Here is a 1,520-nt window from a genome sequence, read left to right as displayed (position 1 = left end):
GCTGCCTCCATGCACTATCGTGACTTGTGCCGTGCCGGGCGCTTTGGCTTGGATGAGTCCATCCGGTGTGATTTCAGCAATACGGGAGTCGCTGATGAAGTACTGAGTACCGCTGGCGGCGGCGTTGACTGCAATGCCATTGGGCAAGTTGACTTTGAGCTGCCGCTGACTTGCGAGGGCTAGGGTCACCGCGCGCGGATATAAATGCAGTTCGTCTCCAAAGTTGTCTAGCTCCGGGGATACGGGGGCAACGTCTACGGTAAAGACATTCACGCCCTCAATGCCGCGAGCTGCCACCTTCGCGATTGCCTGGCCACGGTCCAGCCCGCGCACGAATCCATCCTCGCGAATGCAGAGGGCACTTGTATGGCTGGAATTTTAGGAGAGGTAACTGCCTTGGAGCGCTACGCCTTGCTCATCTTCAAAATCGCCTGTGACGTTCATATACATGGACGCACCTGTCTTGAGCGTTGCAACCCGCGCAATGTGAATGGCAATAAGTCTAGAGCCACTCACATTCACAGTGAGTTCAATAGGCGCACTTGCCGCAAACCCATCATCGGCCTGCACCATCACCGTAGCCAACCCGCTGTACCCCGCATCCGGCGTAAACAGCAAAGTCTGCCCGTCCCCACTCAACTTCGCTGAGCCGTGGGTTGCGGTCAGAACCTGCCACAACACTTGGTCACCCTCCAGGTCTTGCGCCGCGGCGCTCAAGGCCAGGTTGGTCGCCAAGTCGGTATGCGTCTTGCCCAGTGGCAGAGTGGTAGCAGCCACCGGCGCCTGATTGGTCTTGAAGCCATAGTTGGCGTACAGCACCTGGCGGTCGGTGGCGTTCACAGCGCCGTCGCCATTCAAATCGCCCGCAACCGCACTGCTGGTGGCAGCCTGCACCCAGGCAGAACTGTCCAGGGCGTTGACCACGCCGTCGCGGTTCATGTCGCCAGCGATGGAGACGCGGATTTGGGCGGTACTGTTGTTAAGGCCTGTGCCTAACAGGCGAATCAGCTTGAGGCCAGCCTCGGTCACCCGCACAAGTGTGGTGTGCACACCGTTGATATAGGTGCTGCCCAGCACCGTGGCGCCGGTTACTTCTAGCGTGGTTTCTTCGTCGCTGAACTGCGATTCAATCGCGATGATGACTGCACCCTGTGTACCAGCGGTGTTGCTAGACGAGGCTATGCCCGGCACCTTGATACTAGACGCCAGCTCGCTCTCACGCACGGCAAAGGCCAGTGTGGTGGTTTGGTTGGCTAGCAGCGCGCCAGACCACAGGTTGGCGGTTCCACTTACCCAATTGACGGCAACGCCCAGGTTGGCGGTGATGGTGTCGGCAAAGGGTTTGCCTGCGGCGTCGTAGCCGTAGGGCGTGCCCATGTCATTGGCGCTCACATTGCGCGCTAGGATTAACCTGTCTTTTGCGTCATAGCGGTAGACAAATGTCTTGGCGTCTGCTTGGGCAGTGTCGCCTGGGCCGGTCACGCGGGTGATGCGGCCTTGGCTGTCGCGGATGAAGTCGA

2 protein-coding genes are annotated in these 1,520 nt (G+C 59.3%); both read right to left on the bottom strand.

Translation table 11 applies throughout. The features are described from left to right. Positions 1-333 (bottom strand): Ig-like domain-containing protein (locus AC097P_RS23795; RefSeq protein ID WP_479612904.1); only part of this gene is annotated, 333 nt, incomplete at its 3' end. A 45-nt stretch (positions 334-378) separates the two neighbouring features. Further along, on the bottom strand, positions 379-1,520 hold a 1,142-nt coding region (locus tag AC097P_RS23790), incomplete at its 5' end, for an Ig-like domain-containing protein (RefSeq protein ID WP_479612903.1).

The sequence above is a fragment of the Rhodoferax sp. ZS1R8 genome (assembly GCF_056521325.1).
This window is presented reverse-complemented; position numbering and strand designations above follow the sequence as displayed.